This window comes from Pseudomonas sp. RA_105y_Pfl2_P56 (assembly GCF_963970845.1).
In the GTDB taxonomy this organism is placed as follows: domain Bacteria; phylum Pseudomonadota; class Gammaproteobacteria; order Pseudomonadales; family Pseudomonadaceae; genus Aquipseudomonas; species Aquipseudomonas baetica_A.
This window is the reverse complement of record NZ_CAXAPL010000006.1, coordinates 67341-92846: the sequence shown is the minus strand read 5'-3', so window position 1 is coordinate 92846 and position 25506 is coordinate 67341. Positions and strand designations below refer to the sequence as shown.

The window sequence follows — 25506 nt, the reverse complement described above, 5'->3', positions numbered from 1 at the left end:
TCTATTCCTCACAGGCCTGCGTGGGCGGCGATGGCGGCGGCGATGGCCAGGGCCAGCTCTTCGGGTTTGCGCTTGATCGAGTAGTTGGTCAGTTCAGGATGGCTTTCAACGAAGCTGGTATTGAACTGGCCGCTACGGAATTCCGGGTTGCGCAGGATTTCCTGGTAGTACGCGGCAGTGGTCTTCACGCCTTGCAGACGCATGTCGTCGAGTGCGCGCAGGCCACGGTCCATCGCCTCCTCCCAGGTCAGTGCCCACACAACCAGCTTCAGGCACATGGAGTCGTAGTAAGGCGGAATGGTGTAGCCGGTGTAGATCGCCGTGTCGGTACGCACGCCCGGGCCACCCGGGGCGTAGTAACGAGTGATCTTGCCGAAGCTCGGCAGGAAGTTGTTTTTCGGGTCTTCGGCGTTGATGCGAAACTGCAACGCAAAACCACGGTGCTGAATGTCTTCCTGCTTCACCGACAGCGGCAGGCCGGAAGCGATGCGAATCTGCTCACGGACGATGTCGATCCCGGTGATTTCTTCGGTGATGGTGTGCTCCACCTGCACCCGGGTGTTCATCTCCATGAAGTACACCTCGCCCTCGGCGAGCAGAAACTCCACGGTGCCAGCATTCTCATAGCCCACAGCCTTGGCCGCACGCACCGACAGGTCGCCGATGTAGGCGCGCTGTTCCGGGGTCAGTTGCGGGCTCGGGGCGATTTCGATCAGCTTCTGGTTGCGGCGCTGGATCGAGCAGTCACGCTCGAACAGGTGCACCACGTTGCCAAAGCTGTCGCCGAGGATCTGCGCTTCGATGTGCTTGGGATTGACGATGCATTTTTCCAGGAACACTTGCGCCGAACCGAAGGCCTTGGTGGCTTCGGAGATAACGCGAGGGAAGTTCTGTTCGAGTTCTTCGCGGCTGTTGCAGCGCCGGATACCGCGGCCACCGCCACCGGAAGTGGCTTTGAGCATTACCGGGTAGCCGATGCGGTCGCCTTCAGTGAGGGCTTCTTCAATACCCGATACGTTGCCTTCGGTGCCTGGGGTGACCGGTACGCCGGCCTTGATCATGCTGCGGCGCGCTTCGGTCTTGTCGCCCATGCGGCGGATGACTTCTGCCGAGGGGCCAATGAATTTAATACCGCGTTCGGCGCAGATGTCTGCCAGTTCAGCGTTTTCCGAAAGGAAACCGTAACCGGGGTGCAGTGCATCGCAACCGGTTTCAACCGCCAGGTTCACCAGTTTGCGCGGGTTCAGATAACCGGCCAGTGGCTCGGCACCGATGCTGTAGGCCTCGTCCGCACGCTTCACATGCAAGGCATGGCGGTCGGCGTCGGAAAAAATCGCAACCGAGCGAATGCCCATTTCGGCGCAGGCTCGCACGATTCGTACGGCAATCTCACCACGGTTGGCGATCAGGATCTTTGTTATCACTTGGAGGTTCCCTTGAGCCGGTGGCACCACGACCTGCTAGACCCAGGTCGACGCGTGACCAAATGTTTCAATTTAGTCGCGACTCCACACTAGCGCTCGAAAGGAATTAACAAAAATGAATAAAAATTGGGTCAGGCATAAGCAAAGACTTATAGTTGAAGCACTCGCCAGCCTTCAGAGCCTGTAAAAAATGCGTAAGTCCCTGATGCGTATGACATTGCGTCAATTGCAGATCTTCAACGAAGTGTGTGATTTGCGCTCCTACAGCCGCGCGGCGGATGAAATGTCTCTCACGCAACCGGCCGTCAGCCTTCAGATTCGTCAGCTCGAGGAGCTGATCGGGCAGCCATTATTCGATTACGTCGGCAAAAAACTCTACATGACCGAAGCCGCCGAAGCTCTGCAGCGCGCCAGCCGGGACATTTTCGGGCGCCTGGAAAACCTCGATATGCAGCTGTCGGACATGCAGGGTTCACTGCAAGGCCAACTGAAACTGGCCGTGGAATCCAGCGCCAAGTATTTCGTACCGCACCTGTTCGCCGCCTTCAAGCGTCAGCACCCGGAGGTGAACCTGCAACTGACCGTGGTCAACCGTGGCCAGGTCATTCGGCGCCTCTCGGATAACCGTGACGACCTGGTGATCATGTCGATGGTGCCTCAGGACATGGGCCTGGAGTTCCTGCCATTCCTCAACAACCCGATTGTTGCCGTGGCCCGCCCGGATCATCCGCTGGCGCACTTGGGGACGTTGCGCTTGCAGGATCTGGAGCCTTACACCTTGCTGATCCGCGAACCGGGCTCAGGTACACGACTGGCCTGCGAGGAATACTTCAAAGAGAAACGCGTGCACTTCACCCAGACTCAGGAAGTGGCCTCGGCCGAAGCTCAGCGCGAATGCGTGGTGGCGGGCCTGGGCGTGGCGCTGTTGACGCGCCACGCCCTGAACCTGGAGCTGGCGACCGGTGGCCTGGTCGAGCTGCCGGTCGAAGAGTTGCCACTGTTTCGCAGTTGGTGCCTGGTGCAAGCCAAAGCCAAACGGCTGTCACCGGTGGCACACGCCTTCCTGGCGTTTATCCGCAGCGAACGGGCACAGATCAGCGCGCTGGTTGAACGCTTCGACGGGAAGCTACCGGTGCCGCGTGCCAGTAATTGAGTTTGCCTTCCTCGGGAAAATCTCCGATCTGGGCCTGAAGCTGGCGGAGTTCGAAGCGATCTTCGATGGCACGGCGAAATTCCATGCGGCGCTGATCTTCCTGCTGACGACGGGTTTTCGCTGCGCTGTTGCGTTCTTCGTAGGGCTGAGCCATTTCGAGTCTCCCAAGGCGAGTACGGGAGTTTCACGATAGGCGCGGGGGATGACGGTTTGGCTTCGCGGGGATGACAGTGCGATGAAAGTTTCGCAGGGCGAGGGTGTTTTAGGGAATGCCTTCGCGAGCAAGCCCGCTCCCACAGTGGATCTGCCGCGGACACACCTCTTGTGTCCTGGGGATCAAATGTGGGCGCGACCTTGCTTTAGTCGTCTAAGGCTTTCACAGCTTTTGGTGAGAGCCGCAAGCTGCGCAGGCTGCGCTTCACGCTCTTGAGGTGGTTGACCAGACTCGGCCCCCGCGCCATGGCCACGCCCATCGCCAAGACGTCGATGACCACCAGATGCGCAATGCGCGAAGTCAGCGGCGTATAGATTTCGGTGTCTTCATGCACATCGATCGCCAGATTGACCGTGGACAATTCAGCCAACGGCGTCTGGCTCGGGCACAACGTGATCAGTGACGCGCCGCTCTCGCGCACCAGGTTGGCAGTAATCAGCAAATCCTTCGAACGCCCGGACTGGGAAATGCAGATCGCCACGTCGGTCGGCTTCAACGTCACCGCCGACATCGCTTGCATGTGCGGGTCGGAATACGCCGCCGCCGTCAGCAGCAAGCGGAAGAACTTGTGCTGCGCGTCCGCCGCCACGGCGCCCGATGCGCCAAAGCCATAGAACTCGACGCGCTGGGCCTGGGACATCAGCGTCACTGCGCGCTGCAGTTCCACCGGATCGAGCTTCTCGCGAACCTCCATCAGGGTGTGCAACGTCGTGTCGAAAATCTTCAGGCTGTAATCGGCGACCGAGTCGTCCTCATGGATCGCGAACTGGCCGAAACTGGCACCGGCGGCCAGGCTCTGCGCCAGTTTGAGTTTCAGATCCTGAAATCCGGAGCAACCGATAGCACGGCAAAAACGCACGATGGTTGGCTCGCTGATGCCGACGCTGTGGGCCAGGTCGGCCATGGAACTGTGCATCACCGCCGCAGGGTCAAGCAGCACGTGGTCGGCGACCTTGAGCTCCGACTTGCGTAACAGGTGACGTGATTGGGCGATGTGTTGCAGCAGATTCAAGGGGCTGGACTCTTGTTGTGGGAAGGCAGACGACGAAGATGTAGCAAGCTTGTAGTTATACTACATGAATCGGCTTTTTGCCTGCTCAATGCGTAACAGGATTGTCTCCCAAGCCTCTGTTCTAACCGCGTGCACCGTAGCTATTGGTCGAGCCCAGTAACAACGGCTCCAACATTACCTGCCCGACGTCCCGATAGATTTGCAAGCCCAGAGGTCCTTCCGAATACACATAGGCTTACACACTGGATACATATGTACCGCATTTAAAGTAAATTGAAGCACGAAAATCAAAGAGTTCAACATAATGAATACTCATTAAGGATTTTCCATGCTTTCAAAGTTATTAGCATCGTATGCGTCGCTGCTCATCATATCAATCACATCCCCCAAGACTCTAGCGGAAGAATACTATTGGAATATTCAACCTGAAGCTTACGATTGGGTGCAGAAAAAGCATTCCTCCCCAGAACTTGCGTGCCGGGCACTGCATACAGATACCGAATACGGAGAATATGAGTATAACGCTGCCACACCGACACCCAGTGAAAATCAATGGACATGCAATCTTCTTTACGGCAACGATCCAGAGGAAGATAACATTCCACTTTCTATTCACAGGTATGGAAAAGCATGCGCACAAAACAAATCATTCAACGCTCTCAATGGGCAGTGCGAAATACAAGCAAGTGACAATAACATTTGCATCCCTCAAACAGTGGGGAACCCAATTAATTTCTTGACGGGATATAAAATTCAATCCGAGCAAGACTTCCCCCCTTCAACAACTAACGCGAAGAACAAACTGAAATTTATAAAACACTATAACAGCGCGAGCGGACTTTGGACTCATTCATTTTCCACCAGAATACTCATCAACGACAAAACCATCACATTAGTGCACCCTAACGGAGAAAGATCTTTTTTTGATAAAAAAGAAACCGACTATGTTGCTAGACACCCTTCAACAGGGACGATCTCAAACAAAACAAATTCCTGGATCCTGGTCTCAAAAGATAATAGCAAAACCAAGTTTGACTCTACTGGAAGATTGCTTGACTTCCAAAGCCGCGACGTAAATTATTTCATTTCTTATATAAACAATCTCATAAAAATTTCCGATGGCGCTGGAAATTTTTTGGAGCTTACAGAGGACCGCAAGAATCAGCCGTTAAAGCTTAAAGCAACAAACACATAAATAATTTACACCTACAACGAATACAAACAACTAATCTCGATGAATAGTGTTTTCCAGCAAAGTTCTCAAATCAAAAAATACTTATACGAGGATGATCATGACAGCAGACTTTTAACTGGAATTATCGATGAACGGGGAATCCGCTACGCCACTTGGACATATGACAGTATTGGTCGCGCCATTTCTAGCGAGCACTCGCAGGGTGCTGAGAGAGTAGACATCCAATACCATTCTGACGAGTCAGTTACTGTATCCAATGCTTTGGGCAAAGGCACTACGTATAACTTTGGCTATTTTCAAGGCATAAAGCACATCACTTCAATTATCGGTGAGCCGACGACTGATTGTCCAAAAAGCAATTCGACATTTAGCTACGACGAACGCGGCTTACTGACATCGCAAACTGACAGCAAAGGAGTTACTACACTTTACACCCATAATGATCGCGGCTTGGAAACATCCCGTACCGAGGCAAGTAATACACCTGAATCAAGAACTACTACAGAGTGGCACGATACACAGCCACTGCCCTTGAAAATCAAACAACCAACACGATCAATCCAATACACTTACGATGCTGAAGGACGAAGGCTCAGCCAGACAATTAAAATACATTGATTCAGAAGGATCTGAACATGAAAACACTGATCATAAGACTAGGACTTTTAGTACTAGCCGCCGGTGGCACCTTCCTTACCGTCCCGCTTTTACAAACGCCAGAGCGTGAATGGTTGTTTACCTACAATGCCCGTGGCTTGCTGGAGTCCGCGGACGGACCAAGAACTGATGTACAAGATATCACTCGCTACGAATATGACTCACACAGCAACCTGACGCGTATGATTAACGCAGTTGGGCATATGTTCGAGATGTCAAATTTCGATTATCTAGGGAACCCGCAAACAATCGTTGATCCCAATGGCGTCTTAACCTTATTAACCTATACGCCTCAAGGTAGGTTGTCGTCTGTAAGCATCGAAAAAAGCACCCTGCAAATCGATTACAACGCTACCGGGGACATAACCAGACTAACCCAAGGTGATGGCGGGTGGATTGCTTATATTTGGGACGACGCCAGACGGTTGATAAGAATTGAAAACGATCTGATGGAGCAAGTTGAATTTGAACTCGACCCGATGGGCAATCAAACAGCAATACGTTTGAAAGACGAAACACGGAATATAACGAATCAGCATAGAAAGGTATATGACGAACTAGGGCGCTTACTTTACTCAGTAGGTGCTAATGAGCAAACAAGTCATCTGAAATACGACCTCAATGACAATACTAGTGCGCTCGTCACTCCTCGGGGCACTGAATATGGTCACGCTTTCGACTCGCTCAATCGATTGATAAAGAGCACCGATCCACTAAGCGGAACGACTCATTTTGAGTATGATGCTCAGGACAACCTCTCCCACATTCGCGACGCACGCGGCGTCAGCACCCGATATCACTTCGATGGCTTGGGTAATCTGACCCAGCTAGACAGTCCCGATAGCGGCACCAGCAAATACAAATATGACGCCGCTGGCAATATCACAGAAAAAACGGATGCGCGAGGGATTGTCACGTCCTACGCTTACGACGCTCTGAATCGATTGCTTAGTCGTGGCTATCCAGCGAACCCAAAGCTTGATGTTCGTTTTCACTACGACTCTATCGCTGAAGGCAACAAAGGGGTTGGCCGCCTGACCGCGATTGAGGATATGAATGGGGTGCAGACTTACTTCTACGACGCGCACGGCAACTTGATCAAGCAACTGCACACACCCTCCATGCCTAACACGGCTCAGTCTGAAAGCGTTGGATACGGATACGACACGGCCAATCGACTCAACCGCATTGCCTACCCGGCTGGTTTCAACATTAGTTATCTTCGCAACACGGCAGGACAGGTCACTCGAGTGCAGATTCAGCATGGCAACGAAGCGCCATTTGACCTCGCACGCGACCTCGACTATCTACCATTCGGGCCACTCAAAAGCCTGACGTGGGGCAATGGCATCACTCTTCAGCGTACCTATGATCGAGATTATCTGTTATCGGCACAGGTAGTCACCGACTGGAGTAATACCTACAGTTACGATAGGAATGGCAATATCACCAAAATACAAAGTAATGAGATGGAGGAGAGAAACTACTCGTATGATTCAATGGATCGTCTGGTAGAGAAGGACGATACTAATTCCCTGCAAAGTTATTTTTACGACGCCGTGGGCAACCGAGTCAGGAGCACTCATACACTCAAAGTTTCTGAAGAAGGAAATAGCACTCAAATAGATTACCAATATGGACAGATCAACAACCGACTTGAAAAAATTAATGATCAATTAATAAGTATCGATCCAACTGACAATATAATAAGTGACCGCGTGCTTCGCCAGTTCACTTACGACGCTAATAATCGCATGACTAGCGCAAAGATCGCAGAAATGCCATTGATACATTTTCGTTACAACGCCATAGGCCAACGAATCAGTAAAGAGGCCTCAGCACAGTCAACTACATTCCTCTACGGACACGACCGACAATTAATCGGTGAAACGCACCTAAATAAACAGGGAAAAAAAGTTTCTAGCCAGTATTACTTCTGGTTAGATGACATTCCGCTGGGCGGAATCACCATTGATTATGACGCCTCTGAGAGCGAGATAAAACGTTCCATTTTCTTTATCCATAGCGATCATCTCAATACGCCACGTAGAATAACGAATGATGCAATGAAAACAGTTTGGACGTGGAGGCCTGACTCGTTCGGCAACGGAGAATCCAACGGAACTTTTGTCTTTAATTTACGCTTCCCCGGGCAGTATTACGATACTGAAACAGGATTACATTACAACTATTTCAGAGACTATGACCCCGAATCCGGACGCTATTTAGAAAGTGACCCAATAGGTCTTGAAGGTGGCGTTAACACCTACGCATATGTGAACGGCAATCCGTTGAAACTTGTTGATCCTCTTGGATTGGAATCTGTGTTTGAATGGTCGTCCAAAGCAGAGACCATAGCAGAAAAGAGCGGCCTACCGGGACCATACAATGGTCCGCAGGACGCTTACAGACACTGTGTTGCATCGTGCATGATTGCGTCATCAAATTGGGGGGAATCAGTAAGCCGATTCGCCGGCTGGGCACATGAAGTATCGAATTTCGGTCAAAACAAATATGAAAGGGCAATGGATGATTGGAATAACCAAGCCGGATTATGTGCAGCCAAAGACAGCGAAGCTCCTAGTGACTGCCCCGACAACTGCATGAATCTTATTAAGAAAAAAGTCCTTATTATGGAGGCAACCTCACATGGCGCGTATTATTGAGCCTAGACACTCAAAATCAGCAATTAAATTGGCGGTATTTTTTCTCTCATGTTTTGTGGTAGCCATAGCAGTGCAGTACTACTACCCCGCAGATATTGATCAAATTTGTGAAAAAGAATCGCCGACGCTTGTGAACAACATCCACAGTTGCAGCCTAACTCAACCGTTGATCAAAGATCTTGAGCATCAAGGCTACACCCCCATTGTTTTAGAAAGCTCCGAGAGCAGAAGAGGTCCATTTAAGGCAAAATTTGATTATAAAATATATGAAGTACAAAACTTTAAAATACACGGGGCTTCCGGCAGTGGACCAGCCCAATTCCGCTTCATTAACGGCCGACTTTCTTCGATAGTGTACACCCCCAAAAAGTCAGATTCCGCGTTTGAACTGTACCCGGAGAATAAATCTACAAGCACAAGTATCAAACACTCATCAAACCATGAGGGACTGAAATATATAACCTGGTCAAATAATCAGCTTGAGTCATATATTTCTTGGTGGATTTGGCGATTTGCCTAAAGAGTCGATTCTATTGGGTCAGCAGGTCATCTGCTGACTCAACAAGTTATTTGCCCTCTTGCCCTCGTAATAGGTTGCCCAAACTGTTCGAATCGACCGGTCGACTGATCAGATAGCCTTGCACTTCATCACAATGCTCGGCACGCAAAAATTCCAGTTGCTCCTGCCGCTCGACCCCCTCGGCCACCACTTTCAGCGACAACCCATGGGCCATGGCGATGATCGCCCGGGTGATCGCCGCGTCTTCACTGCCCTCCCCCAAACCCCGGATAAACGCCTGATCGATCTTCACGTAATCCACCGGGATGCGCTTGAGGTAACTGAGCGACGAATAGCCTGTGCCGAAATCATCAATCGCCAGTTTCACCCCCAGATCGCGCAGTTGCTGGAAGGTCGCGATGATGTGTTCGACGCTGTCGAGCAACTGGCTCTCGGTCAGTTCCAGTTCGAGGTAGTGCGGCGCCAGCCCGGTTTCTTCCAGCACCTGGCGCACCAGACTGACCAGTTTGCCTTGGCGCAACTGGTGCACCGACAGGTTCACCGAAACACGGATCGGCGCCAGCCCCTGACGCTGCCATTCGCACGCCTGCCAGCAGGCCTGGCGCAGCACGAATTCGCCGATCGGCCCGATCAGTCCGGTTTCTTCGGCCAGACCGATGAAGTCCCCCGGCGGCACTCGGCCCATGATTGGATGATCCCAGCGCACCAGCGCTTCCGCCGCATTCAGGCGCCCGGTCTCCAGGCACAGCTTGGGCTGGTAGAACACCTTCAACTGCTGCTCTTCGATGGCTTTGCGCAACTGGTTTTCCAGTTGCAAGCGCTCAAGGGTGCTGGCCTGCAAGCTGTCGGTATAAAACTGGAAGTTGTTGCCGCCCAAATGTTTGGCATGTTGCATGGCCATGTTCGACTGACTGAGCAGCGCGGAAATCTCCCGCGCATTGTCCGGCAACATGCTGATGCCCATCGATGCACTGACCACCAACTCATGGCCTTCGACCGTCAGCGGCAGGCGCAGTTTGGCCGCCAATCGCGTGGCCACTCGGGCCAGACTCGACAGGTTGCCGTAGGCATCGAAGAGCACCGCAAATTCGTCGCCGGACAACCGGGCAATGGTGTCGGCTTCCGGTAAGGCATTAACCAACCGTCGCGCCATTTTTTGCAGCAACTGGTCAGCGATTTCGTGACCCAGACTGTCATTGAGCAGTTTGAAGCGATCCAGATTGATGTGCAGCAGCGCCAGACTGCGTCGCCCGCCCTGCCGCACCCGTTGATGCGCTTCGTGCAGGCGTTCGCGGAACAGCGAGCGGTTGGCCAGGCCTGTGAGTTCGTCGTAATGGGCCAGATAACGCATGCGCTCTTCGGATTCGCGCCGTGCTGACAGATCGGCGAAAAAGCCCACGATATGGCTGACATTTCCCCGACTATCGCGCACCGCGTTAAGTTGTAGCCACTGCGGATACAGCTCACCGTTCTTGCGGGTCTCCACCAGTTCGCCCTGCCAACTGCCGTGCTGTTCCAGCGCATGGCGGATCGCAACGTAATGGCGGCGGGCATCGCGGCTGCACGGCAACTCGACGACGTTACGCCCCAGCATGTCGTCGATGTCGTACCCCGTGACCCGACTGAAGGCCTGATTGATCGCGATCAGCGCGTAGTTCGGATCGAGAATCACGATGCCTTCGCTGGCCGCTTCAAACACGGTCGCCGCCAGTCGCTGCTGTTCTTCAAGGTGTTTACTGGCGCTGATGTCGCGGCGCGTGCCGAGCATGCGGATCACCCGCCCGCTCTCGCTGCGCTCAACGGCGCGACCACGGTCCTCGATCCACACCCAGTGGCCGTCGCCGTGACGCACGCGGTATTCGATCTGGTAGTCCTCGGTGCGGCCCTTCAAATGCTCGATCAGCGCGTGTTTGAGTACCGGCAGGTCTTGCGGGTGCAGCCGCGGCTTGAGGTCGCGCAGGATCGCTGTGACGTATTCCGGGGCGAGGCCGAACAGCTCCTGAATCTGCGTGTGATGGACTTCGTCGGTTTGCAGATTCCAGTCCCACAGCCCCAACTCACTGGCTTTCAACGCCAGTGCCAGGCGCGCCTCGCTTTTGCTCAACGCCTGGTTAGCGGCGTCCAGTTCACGACTGCGCTGGGCGACGCGGTCTTCCAGTTCGACCTGCGCTTCGCGCAATTGGCCCTCGGCACAGCGACGGTGCTCGATTTCCCTGGCCAGCTCCTGATTGAGTTGCTCGCTGCGCGACTGCGTCTGTTGCAGGTGTTCGATCAGGTGCTGATTCTGGAAGCGTCGCAGCAAACCGCGATCGATCAGACGATTGACCTGCCACGCCACCACGCTCAGCGAACCCAGCAGGATCAGCCCCAGCCAACCCCAGCCGCGCGCCTGCTCATCGCCGCCCCAGAACAGAAAACCGATCGCCGGCAGCAGGCACGGCAAGGTAAAGGACAAGAACGCCGGCAGGCTCACGGCATAGGCAACACTGGCCGAGAGGGTCGCGGCGCCGATCAGGCCGAACACCCAGGCTTGCTGCATGAAATTGTCGGCCGGCACCAGAGCGATGCCAGCCCCGGCCAGGGTCAGGCCGGTCATGGTCGAGCCGATCAGGAACATCCGGAACCAGATCGGCTGGGCTTGACGATGGGGAATCGCCGAATCGAACGCGGCCACCTGAATCACCCGTAATGCGACCAGCAACAGCAACCACACCAGCCAGACGCTGACCACGAAGTAACGCTGCGGGCTCCAGAGCAAACCGGCGCAGACCAGACCATTGATCAACATGAACAGCGTGGGCAATAAAGAGCCCTGATACAGCAGGCGTGTGCGCTCGACCGCCATTTCGGTGGCGTAATGCCGGCGAATAACCCGGGGTTCCACAGAGGGGCCCGACAGTTCGGAGCTGAGGGTCATGGGCAACGTTCTTGTTCTTATAAGGAGGGCGTGCGCCCGAAACGTGGACGGAGCATACACAAGCCGATCCTGTTGCCAAACTGCTCCAGATCATAATTTCACGGAAACTTTTCGCCCCCTCGCCACTGAAAAAACCCGCAAAGCGAGGCGGGCTGACGCCTGTAGGCAGTGACCGACCGGTCGTCACTGGCAGGACTTTCATCGGCTAATGCAAAGCTCGGTTTGCCCGGGCCTGCGGCGCGCCCTAGAATGCCCCGATGCGCGATGATCTCTCCCTTCTGCTGAACTCCCTCAACGATGCCCAACGCCAGGCCGTAGCGGCCCCCGTTGGCCGTCAGTTGGTCCTGGCCGGTGCTGGCTCCGGTAAAACCCGAGTGCTGGTGCACCGTATCGCCTGGTTGATCCAGGTCGAAAACGCCTCGCCCCACTCCATTTTGTCGGTGACCTTCACCAACAAGGCCGCTGCCGAGATGCGTCATCGCATCGAGCAGTTGCTGGGTATCAACCCGGCGGGCATGTGGGTCGGCACCTTCCACGGCCTGGCGCACCGCTTGCTGCGGGCACACTGGCAGGAAGCGGGCTTGAGCCAGACTTTCCAGATTCTCGACAGCGACGATCAGCAGCGGCTGGTCAAGCGAGTGATTCGCGAGCTGGGTCTGGACGAACAACGCTGGCCGGCCCGTCAGGCCCAGTGGTTCATCAATGGGCAGAAAGACGAAGGTCTGCGTCCCAAACACATTCAGGCCAGCGGCGATCTGTACCTGGCAACCATGCGCAGCATCTATGAGGCCTACGAGGCGGCTTGCCTGCGTGCCGGCGTCATCGACTTCTCTGAGCTGCTGCTGCGCGCACTCGACCTGTGGCGCGATCATCCGGGCCTGTTGGCGCATTATCAGAAGCGTTTCCGGCACATTCTGGTGGACGAATTCCAGGACACCAACGCCGTGCAGTACGCCTGGTTGCGTCTGCTGGGCAAGGGCGGCGACAGCCTGATGGTGGTTGGCGATGACGACCAGTCGATCTACGGCTGGCGCGGCGCGAAAATCGAAAACATTCATCAGTACTCCTCCGACTTCCCGGATTCGGTGACCATTCGCCTGGAGCAGAACTACCGCTCCACCGCCGGCATCCTAAAGGCCGCCAACGCCCTGATCGCCAACAACACCGGACGCCTGGGTAAAGAGCTGTGGACCGACGGCGGCGATGGCGAAGCGATCAATCTGTACGCCGCGTTCAATGAACACGACGAAGCACGCTACGTTGTCGAAACCATCGAAAGTGCGCTGAAAACCGGCCTGGCACGCAGCGATATCGCGATTCTGTACCGCTCCAATGCCCAATCGCGCGTTCTGGAAGAAGCCTTGCTGCGCGAACGCATTCCGTATCGCATTTACGGCGGCCAGCGCTTCTTCGAGCGGGCGGAAATCAAAAACGCCATGGCCTATCTGCGCTTGCTGGAAGGTCGCGGCAACGATGCGGCACTGGAGCGGGTGATCAACGTCCCGGCCCGCGGCATCGGCGAGAAAACCGTCGAAGCAATCCGCGAGCATGCGCGCCACAGCGATGTGTCGATGTGGGAAGCCATGCGCCAACTGGTCGCCAATAAAGGCCTGACCGGTCGGGCGGCTGGCGCGTTGGGGGCGTTTATCGAGCTGATCGAGAACCTCGCCGCCAAATGCATGGAGATGCCGCTGCATCTGATGACGCAGACCGTCATCGAGCAATCCGGCCTCATCGCGTATCACGAAGCGGAAAAAGGCGAGAAAGGCCAGGCCCGGGTGGAAAACCTTGAAGAACTGGTCAGCGCTGCACGCAACTTCGAGACCACCGAAGAAGACGAAGAACTGTCACCACTGGCGGCATTCCTCGGCCACGCTTCGCTAGAGGCCGGCGACACTCAGGCCGATGAGCATGAAGACAGCATTCAGTTGATGACCCTGCACAGCGCCAAAGGCCTGGAATTCCCTTACGTGTTCCTGGTGGGTATGGAAGAAGGCCTGTTCCCGCACAAGATGAGCCTGGAAGAACCGGGACGCCTTGAGGAAGAACGGCGTCTGGCCTATGTCGGTATCACCCGGGCGATGCAGAATCTGGTGATGACCTATGCTGAAACCCGACGCCTGTACGGCAGCGAAACCTACAACAAGGTGTCGCGTTTCGTACGAGAAGTGCCGAAGGGTCTGATTCAGGAAGTGCGCTTGTCGAACAGCGTCAGCCGACCATTTGGCGGCAACCAGTCGATGAGTGGCAGCAACCTGTTCAGCGGCAGCGAAATTCCGGAAACCGGCTTCAGCCTCGGCCAGACCGTGCGTCACTCGATCTTTGGCGACGGGGTGATCCTGAATTTCGAAGGCGCCGGCGCTCAGGCCAGGGTGCAGGTGAATTTCGGCGAAGGCAGCAAGTGGCTGATGTTGGGCTACGCGAAGCTCGAAGCCATATAAGCCTTACGGCGTCCCTGAGGGAGCGGGCTTGCTCGCGAAAGCGGTCTTTCATTCAACACTGCGTTGGCTGACACGCCCTGATCGCGAGCAAGCTCGCGCCCCACAGGGGCTGGCGCTAATCATCGGGATAGCCACATGGGCTCAGGCTTCTTTTCCTCCTGGACATTCTGGGCACTGCTCTCGGCCACTTTCGCCGCGTTGACGGCGATCTTCGCTAAAGTCGGCATCGAAAACGTCAATTCCGACTTCGCCACCCTCCTGCGCACCATCGTGGTACTGGTCAGCCTGGCCTTGATTTTGTACGCCACGGGCCAATATCAGTCATTGGGATCAATATCCGCCAAGAGCTATCTGTTCCTGCTGTTATCCGGCCTGGGCACCGGCGCATCTTGGCTGTGCTATTTCCGGGCGCTAAAGGTCGGCCCGGCCTCGCTGGTGGCTCCAGTCGACAAGCTCAGCGTGGTGCTGGTGGCAGTGCTCGGCGTGATCCTGCTGGGCGAGAAACTCGACCTGCGTCAATGGGGTGGAGTCGGTCTGATTACGGCCGGTGTGGTGATGCTGGCGTTTCGTCGCTGAGCAAATTTCTCACTGAACCCATCCCGATTTCCTACAGACAAAAGTACATAGCCTTATTGCCTGGACCAAGCTGAACGTAACCTGTCAGGCAAAAGCCCGAAACACTCTCTCGCTAGCCAGTAACACTTCAGCTGTGCAACATGGCGCGCGTGTCTCCACAAACGGGTATTCCCTTTATGAAACGTTTTCTTAGCATCGCCATGGCGTTGTGCATCGGCCTGACGATGAGCCTCGACGCCAACGCCAAGCGCTTTGGTGGTGGCAAAAGCGCCGGCGCTGCGCCGACGCACCAGACCAGCCAGATGGCTCCCTCTTCCTCAGGCATGGGCGGCGCTGCGGCGACTGCCGGTGCCGCTGGCGCCGCTGCCAAGGCCGGCGGTGCTTCGCGCTGGCTCGGCCCTCTGGCCGGCATTGCCGCCGGTGGCCTGCTCGCATCCATGTTCATGGGCGGCGGCTTCCAGGGCATGCAGATCTTCGACATCCTGATCATGGGCTTGATCGCGTTCGTGATCTTCCGTTTCATCGCCGCTCGTCGCCGCAAGCAGCAAGAGCAATTCGCTCCGGCCGGCGCGCCGATGCAGCGTGAAACGTTCGAGCAAAAGCCTGCGGCCATGGGTTCGATCTTCGGTGGTTCGGCTGCACCGGCTGCCGCCCGTCCGGTAATCAACGCGCCGGCCTGGTTCAACGAACAGAACTTCCTTGAAGCTGCGCGCAGCCACTTCCAGTCGCTGCAGCAGCACTGGGATGCCAACGAAATGGACAAGATCGCCGAGTTCGTGACCCCGCAAATGCTCGAGTTCCTCAAGCGTGAGCGTGCGGATCTGGGCGACGCGTTCCAGTCGACCTACATCGACAACCTCCAGGTGCAACTGGACGGCGTCGATGACCGTGCCGACAAGACTATCGCCACCCTGACTTTCAGCGGTGTGTCGAAGACTTCGCGTTTCGACCAGGGCGAAGTGTTCAGCGAAAGCTGGAACATGGAACGTCCGCAGGGCGACAACCAGCCTTGGCTGGTCGCCGGTATCCGCCAGAACGGCTGATACCCTCTGCGTCAAGCATGCGCTTATGAAAACCCTGGACTCGTCCGGGGTTTTTCTATTTCACGGTTGCATCTATAGCGAGCTACTGTATAAACCGGCCCATATAAACCGCGCCATTCAAGCAAGAGGATCCCGGACGTGGAAGAAATCATCGAACAACTGCGCGAAGCCAACGAACCCGTACCGGTTCCATTGGAGTTGCCTGACGAAGATCTGCTGGTCGAAATCGAAGAACAACTGTTCATCGATATTCCGTTTGTCTTCAAAGAGTTTTTGCTGACCGTCAGCGATGTGGTTTACGGCAGCCTGGAACCCGTGACCGTGACCGACCCACAATCCCACACTTACTTGCCGGAGGTTGCCGCCAACGCCTGGGATGTCGGTGTTGATCGCAGCCTGATCCCGATCTGTCAGGACGGCGACGACTACTACTGTGTCGAGGAAGACGGCACAGTGGTGCTGTGGCAGGCCGAAGAAGAGCTGGTTGCCGAAGAAACCTGGGAATCGGTGTGGCACTGGGCGCGGGACGTCTGGCTGGAAAGCTGATCGGCCAAGCGCCCCGAGTGGTCAGTGCCCCGACGACTCCTTGTGATTGTCGAGGGTTTCCAGCAAGGCCACCTGCATCCGCGTGTGCACGCGGATGAACCAGCGCCAGAGCAGCGCCGCCACGGCGGCCGCGACCACGGCGATCAGCACCAGCAACTTGTTGGTCGGCAAAATACTGGCCGACAAGGCTGCCAGCAGCAGAAAAATCACCAGCAGCGAGAGAATCGGGATCACTTCGCAGATCACCCGGCGCACTCGCTGCGTGTGACGCCCAGCCATCTGCGGCTTCACGCCCATCTCCGCCAGCAACATCGACAGCGCCTTGAGCTTGCGGTACGCCGCAATCAAGAACGGCAGCGACACCAGCAGCGCTCCACCCCAGATCAATGCTTTCTGCCAGCTCGGATCGCTGATCCACTCCTGCATCCAGACCGACAGACGTCCGGCAAAGAACGCCCCGCTAAAGAAGATCGCAATCACCAGCGCCAGATTGACCCCGACCTGTAACAGAATTCGCCGAATCATCGCTGCCAGCATCGCGCCCTCGCCTTGCGGCTGAATGCTGCGCAGCCATTCGCCATACATCCCGAACACTCGCGAGAGACGTTGCGGCATGGCGGCAGACAGCTTGATCGACAGCGGATCAGCGGCGCGAATCAGATAAGGCGTCAGCAGTGTAGTGATCACCGACACTGCCACGGCAACCGGATAAAGGAAGTGACTGGTCACCTGCAAGGTCATGCCCAGTGCCGCGATAATGAAGGAAAATTCGCCAATCTGTGACAGCCCCATCCCTACCCGCAGTGAGGTGCGTCCGTCATTGCCGGCGATAAAGGCGCCGAGGCCGCAGGACAGCATCTTGCCCAGCACCACGGCGACGGTGATGACCGCAATCGGCCACGCATATTGCAGCAGGATCATCGGGTCGAGCATCAGGCCGATGGCCACAAAGAAGATCGCGCTGAACAGATCACGAATCGGCTCGATCAGCCGTTCGATTTTCAGCAGTTGCCGTGACTCGGCCATGATTGCGCCGATCAGGAATGCGCCCAGCACCATGCTGTATTCGAGCTTCACGACCAGCAGGCAAAAGCCGAAACACAGGCCCAGCACGGTGATCAGCAGCATCTCGTTGCTTTCGAATTTGGCGACGTAAGCCAGCAAGCGTGGCACCAACAGAATGCCGATCACCAGCGCAACAATCATGAACAGCGACAGCTTGCCGACCGTGGAGAACACTTCGCCGGAGCTCACCGTGCCGCTGACGGCGATGCTCGACAGCAGGGCAATAATGCCGATGCCGAGGATGTCTTCGACGATCAACACACCGAAGATCAACTGCGCGAAGCGCTCGTTCTTCATTTTCAGATCATTGAGCGCCTTGACGATGATGGTGGTCGAGGAGATCGCCAGGATCGCACCGAGAAACAGCGAGTCCATGGTGCTCCAGTCAAACCAGCGACCAATCTCATAGCCGATCCAGATCATCAGGACGATTTCGAGGAACGCCGCGATAAACGCCGTGGCGCCGACCTTGAACAGCTTGCGCAGGCTGAACTCAAGGCCCAGGCAGAACATCAGGAAAATCACCCCCAGTTCGGCGAGGGTCTTGATCGTTTCTTCGTCGTGGATGAAGCCGAACGGCGGGGTGTGTGGGCCGATGATGAAACCGGCAACGATGTAACCGAGGACCACCGGTTGCTTGAACCGGTGAAACAGGACAGTTACCACGCCTGCGACCAACATGATCACCGCAAGATCCTGAATAAAGCTGATGGCATGCATGGCGTGGGCTCCTTGATTGGCCAAGCGCGCAGTCAGACGCCAGAGAGGCCTGAGCGTGCTCGGAAAAATCCGCGTTTGTTGTGGGAACGGCCTTTTTACGCGGTTTTTTGCAGGGTAGCACCGCGACTTCGGGCTGGAAGGCAGTGCAATATATGGAAACAGAACGATCCCGGCGTGACGGCGACCTGTCGCCCGGCGTCCCGATAACGGCACTTTTGAAAAGTGACCAGGCACCCGCAGAGGTGCTTCCAGCAATCCAGCCTTGATCCGTGAGAACGTTATGGAACCCGGAAACGCCCAGCTGTCGATGACGGTACTGATGACCCCCGACATGGCCAACTTCTCAGGCAATGTCCACGGCGGCACCCTGCTCAAATACCTCGACGAAGTGGCCTACGCCTGCGCGAGCCGCTATGCCGGCCGCTATGTGGTGACCCTGTCGGTGGATCAGGTGATTTTCCGCGAGCCGATCCATGTCGGCGAACTGGTGACGTTCCTCGCCTCGGTCAACTACACCGGCAACACGTCGATGGAAGTCGGCATCAAAGTGGTGACCGAGAACATCCGCGAACGCTCGGTGCGCCACACCAACAGTTGCTTCTTCACCATGGTCGCGGTGGATGATCAGCGCAAGCCGGCGCCCGTGCCGCCACTGCAACCCCAGAACAGTGAAGACAAGCGTCGTTACATGCAGGCCCAGCAGCGCCGGCAGATTCGTCAGGAGCTGGAGAAGCGTTACCAGGACATCAAGGGCGACGCCTGATCGATCCTTTGGGACGATGTCGCTTTACAGATAGCCTTCGCGAGCAAGCCCGCTCCTGCATTTAATCGCAGCGCTCCCATGAGAACGCGGTCGAATGTGGGGGCGGGCTTGCTCGCGAATGGGCGCGATGCGGTCTTACAGACTGATCGCCGTAGCCTCGAACTTCACTCGCGGATGCGCAATTCGGTCCTGCGCCCGCACCAGTTGCAGTTCGTAACTGGCGCACGCCTGAGTCTCCAGCAACACTTCATGCACCGCCGCCGCCGTGAATTCGAACGCGGCCACCAGGCTGTCGCCCAGCAGCACCCGCGCCAGGAACAGACCGGACGTCAGATCGCCCACGCCCACCGGCTGGCGCGGGAACGCCAGCAATGGACGGCGCAGATGCCAACTGCCCTCGGCAGTCACCAACAACATCTCGAAGCCATCCGCCGGTTTACCCGGGTAATCCAGATGTTTGACCAGCACCGCTTTCGGCCCGCGCGCCAACAATGCCCGCGCCATCGCCAGGCAATCGAACAAGGACTGCGGCTTGCGCCCGGAGAAGCTGTCCAGTTCCAGTTGGTTCGGACACATAATGTCCGCCACCGCGGCCGCCTCTTCCAACAAGAAGTCGCTGACCTCCGTCGGCACGCTGCACCCCTTCTGCGTGTGCCCCATCACCGGATCACACAGATAAAGCGCCTTCGGGTTGACCGATTTGATGCGCGCAACGCCGCTGAGAATCGCCCGCCCCTGTGCGGCGCTGCCCAGATACCCCGAGAGCACCGCATCGCAGTTGCCCAGTTCGCCAATCGCAGCGATGCCTTCGACCAGTTCGGGAATCTGCTGAGGCGACAGCACTTCACCAGCCCACTGACCGTATTGGGTGTGGTTGGAGAACTGCACGGTGTTGAGTGGCCAGACATTCACCCCGACCCGCTGCATCGGGAAAACCGCTGCACTGTTACCGGCGTGGCCAAACACCACATGGGACTGAATGGCGAGCAGATGAGGCGTACGTTTCATTCGGGTTTTTCCGTAAAACGATTGAAATTCAAGCCGCGCAGTATGCGACGAAACGCAGTCTGTACGACAGACCGGCGACGCAGTTAAGCTGACGCCATCTTTTGGAGTTTGATGTTGATGCTGACCCTCGAAAACATCTTTGTGTTGATGCTGTTTGCCGCTGCCGGCGCGTGGCTTTGGCACAACCACGGCTTGCGCGAGCGAGCGCTGGAGCGGGTCAAGCAGCATTGCCTGAACGTGCGCGTCGAGTTGCTCGACGGCAACGTTGCGCTCAAGAAGATCGGCTTGATCAAGGACGCCAACGGTCGGCGACGTCTGGCACGGGTGTACACCTTCGAATTCACGGTGACCGGCGAAACCCGCCACAACGGCACCATCACCCAGTTTGGCGCCCACAGCGCGCAGATCGAACTGGCACCCTACCCGGCGCCGTTCGACGATACGCCGCCCGTGGTCGAAGTCCACAAGCCTCGCGCCGAAGTGATCGAACTGAGTCAGTGGCGGCAGGAACACACCAAATGGAAGCCGTGAATCAGCGCGTCTGAATCCGGCACTGCGCTAATCCTGCCTGCAGTTGATCGATATTCTGCGAGTCGGCGAATATCAGCTCGATTCGCGAATCCTTTCGCCATTCACTGGTTTGCCAAGTCAGCTCGGCGTTATCCAGAGCATTCGCCGAAACCCAACCGTCGGCGCTGTGGATAACCAGTTTGGCCCTGGCCCAGACAAGACTTTGAAGCCAAACAGCCATTCGCTGCTGATCGAACGTCTGGCTCGGATGCCAGCGCCATCCCATGCTCCAACCGCCCTCCTGCGCCTGACTCAGGCAAATCGGTAGCGTCGGATCGCTCCAGACCGCCGGCATCTGCGCCAACCCTTTGGGCGCGACCCAGTTATCCACACTCGCCACCGCTTGCGCGGCCAGGCCTGGCAGTTCGCTCAAGGGCAGTTGCGCCTGTTGCGTCCAGATCAGCCTGACGGGCGGCAACTGACTGGCTATTTTCTGGCGGGCGCTCCCATCCAGGCCTTCAGCCTTGTTCAGCAACAGTAAACCGGCACGGGCCAACGCTTGCTGTTGCGCTGTCGGCAGCGCTTTCCCCGCGTTGAGCGACTGGGCATCCAGCACCAGCACACACGGTTGTATCGCCAGTACGCCCTGCCATGGCGCTTCGCTCAGCTGTTCAAGTAACTGCGCGGGATGGCCCAGCCCGGAAGGCTCGATAAACAGCCGATCCGGTTTGGCCTTGCGCAGCAAACGTCCAAGGCCGACCTGAAACGGCGCACCATTCACGCAACACAAACAGCCTCCGACCACTTCACCCAGTGCGATACCATCGCCGTCGCGAGTCAACAGCGCGGCGTCGAGGCCGATCTGGCCGAACTCGTTGATGAGCACGGCCCAGCGTTCACCGACCGGTCGTTGCGCCATGAGCTGGCGAATCAGGCTGGTCTTGCCGGCGCCCAAAGGGCCGGCGATGACATGGGTAGGAATGTTCTGCAACATGGCCGGGAATTTTCTGAGGAGAGCGAAGATGCGTTGGAGGGGATGGTCGTTGTTGCTGATGCTGGTGTCGAGCGAAGTGTTGGCCCAGGCCTGCGTGGTGCACAGCCAGAGCGAGCGGCTCGACGTCAAAGTCTGCCAGCAGAACCGCAACATCCCGGAAAAACTGTTCAACGACGGCTTCTGCCAACCCTCGCTGGCCGGGCAAAAAGTCGAGGTGCAGTACCTCGACCAGTGCCCGTCCGGAGCCTTCGGCGTGTGCAGCAACGCGCAAGTCGCCAATATGCCCTATCGCCAGGATACTCACTATTACGGCGTGGCCACGGATGCCGCTTATCTACAGCCCTATTGCGAGGGGCAGAGCCAAGGCAAATGGCTCAAGCCTTGAAGCGTTAGCCGAGCCAGTCGAGGGTCAGAATCAGCCGACGCTCGCCGGCCGCCGGCTGGGGCGAGCGATGAATCAAGCCAAAACCTTCATTGCCGTGCCACTTTTCGCCCTTGAATAACGCGACTTCACCGCTGGCCAGTTGCTGGATCTGTGCCGAGTCTTGCGGCTGCGAATTCGCCTGGCCCAGTTGCTGACGATCCATCGTGCCTTCTTTGAGCCATTGACTGCCGACACCCGCATACGTGGTGATCAGCCGTACCGGCACATGATCAACGTGAAAACGCGGACACATGGCCTTATCCAGCACCCGCAGACGCAAGCCGATACGCCGGGTGCCGAGCAGACACGCGAAGGCGCTGACCAGCCACTTCAGGTCTGCGATAAAGCCCTCGTAACCCTGCAGATCGCGAAATCCGCCCGCCAACCCGGTGAGATCCGGCTCGGCCTCTTCATCAGCGATATCCAGGCACAGCGACTCCGCCAAGGGTTCGTTGAGTGACAATAGCAAATCAGCGAAATCAGCGATGTGCAGCGGTAGTTGCCGCTGCCAGACCGCCAGGTTTGTTTCGTCCTCAAGAATGCGTGCCAGCACTTTGGGCGTGGGCCCCTGATGCTGATAGCGGGTGCAGTTTTGCAACATGTTGAGCGCAAGCATCAGGCGGCCTCTTCATGCCAGGGACCGAACGGATCCGGCATCGATCGCCAACCTTCGACGCCGATCGCCATTTCATCATCGGTCAGCAAACACTCGTCGAGTTCTGCAGAAAGCTGCACGAAATCGATGTTCTGACCGATAAACACCAACTCCTGACGGCAGTCTCCGACGCTGGCGGTCCAGTTTTCCATGATCGCGGCGGTACTGTCCTGATCCTGCGGCCATTGGTTTTTCGGCACGAAACGCCACCAGCGTCCGGCAAAACCATGGCGCATCAAACCACCGGCCTGGGACCAACTGCCCGCGTCAGCAGGCTTGCTCGCCAGCCAGAAGAAGCCTTTGGAACGCAGCAATTTGCCGTTGAGCCACGGACGATCAATGAAGTTGTAAAAACGCTGCGGGTGGAAGGGGCGGCGCGCGCGATAGGCGGTAGAGGCGATGCCATATTCATCCGTTTCCGGGACGTGCTCACCGCGCAGCTCCTGCAACCAACCGGGGGCTTGCGCAGCTTTTTCAAAATCGAAACGACCCGTGTTGAGAATTTTGTCCAACGGCACTTCGCCCATGACCATCGGGATTATTTCGGCCTGAGCATTGAGGCGTTTGAGGATGGCGATCAGTTGTTCGCGCTCGCTCTGGCTGATCAGATCGATCTTGCTGATCAGCAACACGTCGGCGAACTCGACTTGCTCAATGAGCAGATCAGTGATGGAGCGCTCGTCCTCCTCACCGAGGGTTTCACCACGGGAGGCAAGGCTTTCGGCGGCCTGGTAGTCGAGGAGAAAATTCATGCCGTCGACGACTGTGACCATGGTGTCGAGACGGGCGATGTCAGCGAGGCTCTGTCCCTGCTCATCGCGGAAGGTGAAGGTCTCCGCCACCGGCAGTGGCTCGGAGATCCCCGTTGACTCGATCAACAAGTAATCGAAGCGGCCATCACGGGCGAGCTTGCTGACTTCCTCAAGCAAGTCCTCACGTAACGTACAGCAGATACAGCCGTTACTCATTTCCACGAGTTTTTCTTCGGCGCGGTTCAGGCTGACATCGCGCTGGACTTCGCTGCCATCAATGTTGATTTCGCTCATATCATTGACGATGACGGCGACGCGCAAACCGTTTCGATTACGTAGTACGTAATTCAAAAGTGTACTTTTACCGGCGCCAAGAAATCCGGAAAGTACGGTGACGGGCAATTCGGCTGACATTGGATAATCCTCATTAGATAGCAGCCGATCAACGCATTGGTTGCGCATAACGTTTTCTAGCCCCCACACGACAGGTTCGTGGAAGGTGAACGCTTGAAATCGGCCGGCTCAGGCTCAGTTCAAATTAATGTTATATTATAACAACATGAATAGACCAGCCCGCCTCTTGCCCAAAACGACGAAGAGCAGGAAGCTGCAACCCCTCTCACGCCCGGGAAACGCTATGAAAAATGCGCTGAAATGCTCGCTATTGAGCCTCACGCTGTTAACGACTGGCAGCGTTTGCGCGCAAATTCCGGAGCTCGCCAAGTGCACACGCAGCGCTAATCTGCTGGCCTGCGTCGATGCCGATGGCAACGCCTATAGCGTCAATACGGTAGGCAACACGCTCTATCTGCGCGGCTTTGAAAAAAGCAGCCAGCGTTACTGGGCGCAAACCAACAGTCGGTTCGGTCAACTGACGTTCTTCACCGGCGTCGCCTCCGACGGGGAAGCCTGGGTGGGCTATACCCGTCGGGTTGGTTGGACGACTATCAACCGCTTCTCCAGTTCGGGCGGTAGCAGCGCGAAGTTCACTTGTAGCCGAATCACCGGCTGCTAGGCCTGCGTTTTTTGCCGGGTCTGCTGCCACGCGAGGTAGCTGTCGATGGGCGGATTTTTTTCAAAGTAGCGCTGCAGCCCGTCAAATAAACCATCAGCGACGGCCTGTTGATGCCGCGTCGTGACCAGCCGCTGACTGTCACGCACGTTGGAAATAAAGCCGGTTTTCACCAGGATCGAGGGCACATCTGGCGATTTCAAAACCGCGAAGCCTGCTTGCTCGACGCGCTTTTGGTGCAGCGTAGTAATGCCTGCAAGACTGCCGAGAACCGTTTTCCCAAGCTGCAAACTAGCTGCGATCGTCGCGTTCATCGACATGTCGAGAATCACCCCGGCGAGCATCGGGTCCTTGTCTTTTAGATTAAGCAGGCTGGTGGCGCCGAGCAGATCGACACCGTTTTCGCGTTGCGCCATGAAGCGGGCAGTCGCTGATGTCGCGCCACCTTCAGACAGGCAATACACCGACGCGCCAGAGGCCGTCAGACGCGGCGCCGCATCGGCGTGTACCGAAATGAACATGTCGGCCTTGTGCTGACGAGCGATCTCGACACGCTTGCGCAAAGGCACGAAGAAGTCGTCGTTGCGCACCAGCTTCACGTCAAAACCTTTCTCTTTTTTCAGACGTTTGGCGAGCAACTTCGCGATGGATAACACCACATCCTTTTCCCGCTCTCCCTTGGCGCCGACTGCACCAGGGTCCTTTCCACCATGCCCAGGGTCGACAACCACGATGATGTCGCGCTTTGGATGAACCTTATCCAAGGATGTTTCACGTGGAACCATTGGCACTGCAAGGGACTGCTTGGCGCTGACCAAATCCAACACAAGCCGATGCCCCTGACCCTCCTGTGGCGCCAGAAGGAAGCTGTTCAGCAGTACAGGACGGCTCAAATCGAGAACAATCCGCGTATCGCCACGGCCAAAAACGCCGGATCTGATAGATCGAATTACGGTGTTTTTTAACGCTAACTGACTGAAATCTGCGCTGACACTGGCTCCACTGAAATCAATAATGAGCCGCTCCGGAGCACTGAGCGTGAAGGTTTTGTAGCGTACCGGGCCGCTTAAATCGAAGACCAAACGCAGCTTTTCATCTGAACGCCAGAGTCGAGCGTTGCGGATTTGCGTAGCTGACACGCTGAAAGGGAGGGCGAAGGCCGCACTGGCCAGAATCAAATTGAGCAAGTGACGTCTGTGCATATGAAAGCCTGTTCATGAAAAAGGCATCGTGATTTGA

Annotated in this window: 23 protein-coding genes; 13 read left to right on the top strand and 10 right to left on the bottom strand. The window is 56.5% G+C overall.

Annotated features, from left to right (window positions below):
* Positions 1 to 8 precede the first annotated feature (8 nt).
* Positions 9 to 1424, bottom strand: a complete 1416-nt coding sequence (locus AACY11_RS06440; RefSeq protein WP_339431487.1) for an acetyl-CoA carboxylase biotin carboxylase subunit — start codon at positions 1422 to 1424, stop codon at positions 9 to 11.
* A gap of 190 nt (positions 1425 to 1614) precedes the next feature.
* Here AACY11_RS06440 and AACY11_RS06435 point away from each other — a divergent pair, with 190 nt between their 5' ends.
* Positions 1615 to 2577 (top strand): LysR family transcriptional regulator, encoded by a 963-nt coding sequence (locus AACY11_RS06435; RefSeq protein ID WP_339465154.1) that lies wholly within the window; start codon positions 1615 to 1617, stop codon positions 2575 to 2577.
* Here AACY11_RS06435 and AACY11_RS06430 read toward each other — a convergent pair.
* Both AACY11_RS06430 and hexR read right to left on the bottom strand, forming a co-directional pair.
* Entirely contained in the window at positions 2519 to 2731 is a 213-nt protein-coding gene (locus AACY11_RS06430; protein ID WP_339465153.1) for a PA3496 family putative envelope integrity protein, read from the bottom strand. The two genes, AACY11_RS06435 and AACY11_RS06430, sit on opposite strands and share 59 nt — an antisense overlap.
* Positions 2732 to 2936: 205 nt before the next feature.
* Positions 2937 to 3803, bottom strand: coding sequence for a transcriptional regulator HexR (gene hexR / locus AACY11_RS06425; RefSeq protein ID WP_007962240.1), 867 nt, complete (start codon positions 3801 to 3803; stop codon positions 2937 to 2939).
* Positions 3804 to 4131: 328 nt separating this feature from the next.
* Between hexR and AACY11_RS06420 the strand changes: the two genes are divergently transcribed.
* The 4 genes from AACY11_RS06420 to AACY11_RS06405 are packed head-to-tail and all read left to right on the top strand — an operon-like array spanning position 4132 to position 8841.
* Complete coding sequence (locus AACY11_RS06420; protein WP_339494161.1) at positions 4132 to 4998, top strand: DUF6531 domain-containing protein; 867 nt, start codon at positions 4132 to 4134, stop codon at positions 4996 to 4998.
* Between the two features lie 39 nt (positions 4999 to 5037).
* On the top strand, positions 5038 to 5616 hold the full coding sequence (locus tag AACY11_RS06415) for an RHS repeat protein (protein ID WP_339494159.1): 579 nt from the start codon (positions 5038 to 5040) through the stop codon (positions 5614 to 5616).
* 17 nt (positions 5617 to 5633) lie between these two features.
* On the top strand, positions 5634 to 8321 hold the full coding sequence (locus AACY11_RS06410) for an RHS repeat-associated core domain-containing protein (protein ID WP_339494157.1): 2688 nt from the start codon (positions 5634 to 5636) through the stop codon (positions 8319 to 8321).
* Complete coding sequence (locus AACY11_RS06405; RefSeq protein ID WP_339494155.1) at positions 8305 to 8841, top strand: hypothetical protein; 537 nt, start codon at positions 8305 to 8307, stop codon at positions 8839 to 8841. Before AACY11_RS06410 ends, AACY11_RS06405 begins: the two co-directional genes overlap by 17 nt.
* A 46-nt stretch (positions 8842 to 8887) precedes the next feature.
* Here AACY11_RS06405 and AACY11_RS06400 read toward each other — a convergent pair whose 3' ends face one another.
* Positions 8888 to 11758 carry a putative bifunctional diguanylate cyclase/phosphodiesterase gene (locus AACY11_RS06400; RefSeq protein WP_339494154.1) on the bottom strand — a complete coding sequence of 957 codons (2871 nt, stop codon included), beginning with the start codon at positions 11756 to 11758 and terminating at the stop codon, positions 8888 to 8890.
* Between the two features lie 257 nt (positions 11759 to 12015).
* On the opposite strand from AACY11_RS06400, the gene uvrD reads away from it, so the two are divergent.
* The 4 genes from uvrD to AACY11_RS06380 all read left to right on the top strand — a co-directional run bounded on the left by uvrD (position 12016) and on the right by AACY11_RS06380 (position 16364).
* Entirely contained in the window at positions 12016 to 14199 is a 2184-nt protein-coding gene (gene uvrD / locus AACY11_RS06395) for a DNA helicase II (RefSeq protein WP_339431484.1), read from the top strand.
* Between the two features lie 135 nt (positions 14200 to 14334).
* Positions 14335 to 14775, top strand: a complete 441-nt coding sequence (locus tag AACY11_RS06390) for an EamA family transporter (RefSeq protein WP_339465150.1) — start codon at positions 14335 to 14337, stop codon at positions 14773 to 14775.
* Positions 14776 to 14951: 176 nt separating this feature from the next.
* Complete coding sequence (locus tag AACY11_RS06385) at positions 14952 to 15818, top strand: Tim44 domain-containing protein (protein ID WP_339431482.1); 867 nt, start codon at positions 14952 to 14954, stop codon at positions 15816 to 15818.
* A gap of 138 nt (positions 15819 to 15956) precedes the next feature.
* Positions 15957 to 16364 (top strand): SMI1/KNR4 family protein, encoded by a 408-nt coding sequence (locus AACY11_RS06380; protein WP_339431481.1) that lies wholly within the window; start codon positions 15957 to 15959, stop codon positions 16362 to 16364.
* 21 nt (positions 16365 to 16385) lie between these two features.
* Here AACY11_RS06380 and AACY11_RS06375 read toward each other — a convergent pair whose 3' ends face one another.
* Positions 16386 to 18149, bottom strand: a complete 1764-nt coding sequence (locus AACY11_RS06375; protein ID WP_339431480.1) for a cation:proton antiporter — start codon at positions 18147 to 18149, stop codon at positions 16386 to 16388.
* Positions 18150 to 18429: 280 nt separating this feature from the next.
* On the opposite strand from AACY11_RS06375, the gene AACY11_RS06370 reads away from it, so the two are divergent.
* Positions 18430 to 18912 carry an acyl-CoA thioesterase gene (locus tag AACY11_RS06370; RefSeq protein ID WP_007989648.1) on the top strand — a complete coding sequence of 161 codons (483 nt, stop codon included), beginning with the start codon at positions 18430 to 18432 and terminating at the stop codon, positions 18910 to 18912.
* A gap of 135 nt (positions 18913 to 19047) precedes the next feature.
* Here the strand turns inward: AACY11_RS06370 and pdxY are convergent, their stop codons facing one another.
* Complete coding sequence (pdxY, locus tag AACY11_RS06365; protein WP_339494153.1) at positions 19048 to 19920, bottom strand: pyridoxal kinase PdxY; 873 nt, start codon at positions 19918 to 19920, stop codon at positions 19048 to 19050.
* 117 nt (positions 19921 to 20037) lie between these two features.
* Here pdxY and AACY11_RS06360 point away from each other — a divergent pair, with 117 nt between their 5' ends.
* Positions 20038 to 20451 (top strand): DUF3301 domain-containing protein, encoded by a 414-nt coding sequence (locus tag AACY11_RS06360; RefSeq protein ID WP_339431478.1) that lies wholly within the window; start codon positions 20038 to 20040, stop codon positions 20449 to 20451.
* Position 20452: 1 nt separating this feature from the next.
* Here the strand turns inward: AACY11_RS06360 and AACY11_RS06355 are convergent, their stop codons facing one another.
* On the bottom strand, positions 20453 to 21424 hold the full coding sequence (locus AACY11_RS06355; protein WP_339494151.1) for a CobW family GTP-binding protein: 972 nt from the start codon (positions 21422 to 21424) through the stop codon (positions 20453 to 20455).
* A 28-nt stretch (positions 21425 to 21452) separates the two neighbouring features.
* On the opposite strand from AACY11_RS06355, the gene AACY11_RS06350 reads away from it, so the two are divergent.
* Entirely contained in the window at positions 21453 to 21809 is a 357-nt protein-coding gene (locus AACY11_RS06350; protein ID WP_339494150.1) for an NADH:ubiquinone oxidoreductase, read from the top strand.
* A 4-nt stretch (positions 21810 to 21813) separates the two neighbouring features.
* Here the strand turns inward: AACY11_RS06350 and AACY11_RS06345 are convergent, their stop codons facing one another.
* On the bottom strand, positions 21814 to 22464 hold the full coding sequence (locus AACY11_RS06345; protein ID WP_339494149.1) for a DUF1826 domain-containing protein: 651 nt from the start codon (positions 22462 to 22464) through the stop codon (positions 21814 to 21816).
* Positions 22464 to 23669: a zinc metallochaperone GTPase ZigA gene (gene zigA, locus AACY11_RS06340; RefSeq protein WP_339431474.1), complete on the bottom strand. Its 1206-nt coding sequence runs from the start codon at positions 23667 to 23669 to the stop codon at positions 22464 to 22466. Before zigA ends, AACY11_RS06345 begins: the two co-directional genes overlap by 1 nt.
* Positions 23670 to 23892: 223 nt before the next feature.
* Here zigA and AACY11_RS06335 point away from each other — a divergent pair, with 223 nt between their 5' ends.
* Positions 23893 to 24270: a glutamine synthetase gene (locus tag AACY11_RS06335; RefSeq protein WP_339431473.1), complete on the top strand. Its 378-nt coding sequence runs from the start codon at positions 23893 to 23895 to the stop codon at positions 24268 to 24270.
* On the opposite strand, the gene AACY11_RS06330 is transcribed toward AACY11_RS06335, so the two are convergent.
* The gene (locus AACY11_RS06330; protein ID WP_339494147.1) at positions 24267 to 25469 is read right to left on the bottom strand and encodes an N-acetylmuramoyl-L-alanine amidase; all 1203 of its coding nucleotides are present in this window, start codon (positions 25467 to 25469) and stop codon (positions 24267 to 24269) included. The two genes, AACY11_RS06335 and AACY11_RS06330, sit on opposite strands and share 4 nt — an antisense overlap.
* Positions 25470 to 25506 lie beyond the last annotated feature (37 nt).